4 protein-coding genes are annotated in these 3,190 nt (G+C 68.5%); all 4 read right to left on the reverse strand.

Annotated features, from left to right (window positions below; genetic code table 11):
- The coding region (locus V7053_RS07505; protein WP_334171649.1) for a hypothetical protein at positions 1-661 on the reverse strand (661 nt) is incomplete at its 3' end.
- A 159-nt stretch (positions 662-820) separates the two neighbouring features.
- The gene (locus V7053_RS07510; RefSeq protein ID WP_334171650.1) at positions 821-1,195 is read right to left on the reverse strand and encodes a cupin domain-containing protein; all 375 of its coding nucleotides are present in this window, start codon (positions 1,193-1,195) and stop codon (positions 821-823) included.
- Positions 1,196-1,381: 186 nt separating this feature from the next.
- The gene (locus tag V7053_RS07515) at positions 1,382-1,816 is read right to left on the reverse strand and encodes an acyl-CoA thioesterase (protein ID WP_334171677.1); all 435 of its coding nucleotides are present in this window, start codon (positions 1,814-1,816) and stop codon (positions 1,382-1,384) included.
- Between the two features lie 328 nt (positions 1,817-2,144).
- Entirely contained in the window at positions 2,145-3,035 is an 891-nt protein-coding gene (locus V7053_RS07520) for an urease accessory protein UreD (RefSeq protein WP_334171651.1), read from the reverse strand.
- Between the last annotated feature and the right edge of the window lie 155 nt (positions 3,036-3,190).

A 3,190-nucleotide genomic window follows, 5' to 3' on the forward strand; every position in this document is an offset into this window, starting at 1 on the left:
TCAGATCGTCAATGTAGGTGTCCTCCATCTGCTGGTAGTGCTCGGCACCGTTCATGACGCTCGTCACGGAGGACGCCACGGTGTTCACCTGCGAACTGGAGTACATCGAGGCGCCGTCGAACCACACCTGGACGGTGGTGGTGCTCCCCTTCGGGATGACATGCACGACGACGTGGTGCCAGCTGTTCAACGGAATGGTGGAGGACGTCAGCCGGGTGTAGGTGAACGATCCCGTGGGCGACAGGACCCGCAGCCACAGCTGGCCGTTGTCGTCGTACCGGTAGACGTCGACGAACCGGGTGCCGCCTGAGAAGAAGCGGAAGTACGGGACGTCCCAGCCCGAGACGCCTGCCTGGGCGATGTCGAACCAGCCGTCGGCGTAGACCTCCTGGGTGCCGGAAGGCAGCGGGGTCGAGAAATTCGCCAGCGAAGTCGAATCCGTGGTCGCGTGGATGTAGGCCGAACAGGCGCCGTCGTGGGCCTGGGCCGAGGAGACCGTTACCGTCCCGGTTCCCTGAGTTTGGACAACGTATCCCGACAGCGTGCCTGACTCGAAGTTGTCGGCCTTCACCACAGTGCCGGGATAGCTGTCGCTCGGCGCGCTCGTACCCGGCTGGCACGTGACGGCGTACGCCGGCACGGCCAGCAATGATGGACTCACGATCAGAGGCAGGACAAGTGCAGCCACGGCCCCCAGCGTGCGTATTGTTCGATTCACCACGTGCCTCCGATTCATGGCCATTTCCCCGCGGTCAGGTGGGGTCCGGGACGTGCGAGGGTGTGCGTCACAGTGAGACGGCCCGGACCCTGATGGGTTGTGCTAGTCAGCCTTGGCGAAGGTGGCAGCACTCAGGAATTCGAGCCCGACGAATTTCTCGTCGCCGACAACCCAGGCGTCATGGCCCGGAGGAATGGTGTAGGAGTCCCCTGCCTTGACGCTGGCGGTCTCTCCGTTGTCCAGACGGACCTCCAACGATCCCGAAATGCAGTACCCCACGTGGTTGTTCTGGCAACTGTCGGTGTGGACTACGGGCTTGATGCAGTCAGACCACTTCCAGCCCACGTCGAAGCTGAAACGGCCTATGGTGTAGTCGCCGAGGTTGACAATGTCGATTTCGGACTTGTCTGGACGTCGCCTCTCGTCTGGAGCGTCGAGAGACTTTGCTGCGAGGGCTGTGACGATGTTGGTCGGCATGGTGCGCTTCTAACGGGAGGTGCGGGCCAGATTAGGGCGACGCCGCGTGGACAGGCCCCTCCCACAGCCGGCGCGATAGCCGCCCGTCGGCCTCCAGCATCCGGCCGGGTAGCGCTGCACAGCAGACCGGTTCAGCTTAGACGGGGCCTACGTGGTGTCAAGGGCCCTACGTCCCCGCAGCAGCTCTCAGCGCTCGAACAAGCCCTTCCCCACATAGGGCGCGAGGCGACCGCGCTGCTCCTCGCTCAGACGCAGAAGCCGCCCGGAACCTTCGTCGACGAAGGCGACGGCCGTCGTCGCCCGCACGCATTCGTGGCCGTCGACGGGATCGTGGATGACGTAGTCGAGGGTGAGGGCTGCGGCCTTGAGGCCGCTCACCCAGACATCCACCTCGGCGGCGACGTTCCGGTAGTCGAGCGGTTTGAGGTAGCGCACGCGGTGTTCGACGACGAGGGCCAGCGTCCCCTCGGGGACGTCCGAGAACAGGGGGACGATGGGGTCGACGCCGGATGCGCCGGTGCCGCCGGGAGGGCCGAAGGCCGCAATGCGGGCTTCCTCGAGCATGCGCACGATCTGCACGTTGTTGATGTGGCCGTAGGCGTCCATGTCGCCCCAGCGCATGGGGACGCGGACTCGGAGCCGAGTCCCGGCGTCGCCCGTTACTGGTTCGCCCGAGGGCGAGCCACCGATGTGTTCGGCTGTCGTCATGCCGTCCGGTCTATCACAGGCCCGGTCCCGCTCCGCTCCGGACGTCGGGGCCGCGCCCGGAGCGCTCAATGCTCCGCGGGCACGGCCCCTCCGGGGCCTCGAAGGGATCTGGCGCCGGGACCCGAGCTTGCTGCTCGACGGCTCCGGCCGGTTCGTTGCTTCCAGAGTACGGAGACGAGCTTGCCGAGGAATGACGTGGGTGTTTAATGCTGGTTACGTGGCATTCGGACGACGACGGGCGTCACAGCTTCCGCAGGTTCAGTGGAGCTTGCCCGTGCCACGCCGCGCGCATCCAGTCGAGCACGGTGTGGATCACGGTCTCCGCCGACCGAGTCGAGCCGGTGAGGGCACGAATAGCGAACCCCGGCACCGCGAGGCGCGTGACGCCGACGAGGGGGGCGTCGACAAGCGGGGCGCCCGTTGGGGGCCCAGACGTAGGGAAGCGTTCGGCGAGCAACCCGCGGACCGCGGCGACAGCGCCGTCGTCGGCCCTCGGATCGACGACGAGCAGGGACGCGACATGCGAGCGGCCGGCAAGCATGAGATGCCCCGCTCCGCCCTCCGCGGGCCGGATGAGGAGGTTGTCTGCCACGGCGAGGCGCCCCCCGACCCGTACGCGCGTCAGGAGGGAGACCTCCTCGAAGCGAAACGGCGTGCCGTCTGGCGACCAGCCCTGCGTGACGATCTCCCCGAGCGCGAGCGAGGCATCCGGGGCCATCTCGACGAAGGTGTCCTGCTGGTACCGGGCCTCGCGGTAGGCGATGAGCGCGTCGGGAACCGACTCGAGGCGCGCGCCGGGCGCGAGCTCGAAGTGCTGGATGGCCCGGGCGGGGCCCTGCGGCGTCCGGTAGACCTTCGTCGCGGACTGCGTCGTGAGCAGCACGGACGCCGCGGGGAGGACGTCGACGCGCGTCGCGTAGGCATCCCCGCCGAGGTAGCCGCCGCCCGGGTTGACGATCGTGAAGGAGGGCTGCCCCGACGCGTCCGGGTAGTGGGCCCGCAGGACCCGGAGGGAGCCTGACGTGAACTGGCCGACGGCGGTGCTGCGGCTCCCGCGCACCCCAACGCGGAGGCGCAGCTCGCCCGTGAGCCGGGGCGGCGGCGTCGCCCCCTCTCCCCGTTGCGCCGGCACCCCCCCAGGGGGGGGCCCAGCCGGGGGGGGGGCTCGCCCAGAAACAGCGGGGGGGGGGGAGCCACGAGGGCGGCCGCGAGGTCGAGGCTGGTCTTGCCCTCCAGGTCGGGGCGGGCGTCACCGGTGACGGTGTAGACCTCCCACGGCTCGCTGCC

The organism is Sinomonas sp. (assembly GCF_036848755.1).
In the GTDB taxonomy this organism is placed as follows: Bacteria; Actinomycetota; Actinomycetes; order Actinomycetales; family Micrococcaceae; genus Sinomonas.

Bases quoted from the DNA above. Each gene is read 5' to 3' on its own strand.
- V7053_RS07510 (WP_334171650.1), bottom strand. From the start codon at position 1,195: ATGCCGACCAACATCGTCACAGCCCTCGCAGCAAAGTCTCTCGACGCT.
- V7053_RS07515 (WP_334171677.1), bottom strand. From the start codon at position 1,816: ATGCGCTGGGGCGACATGGACGCCTACGGCCACATCAACAACGTGCAG.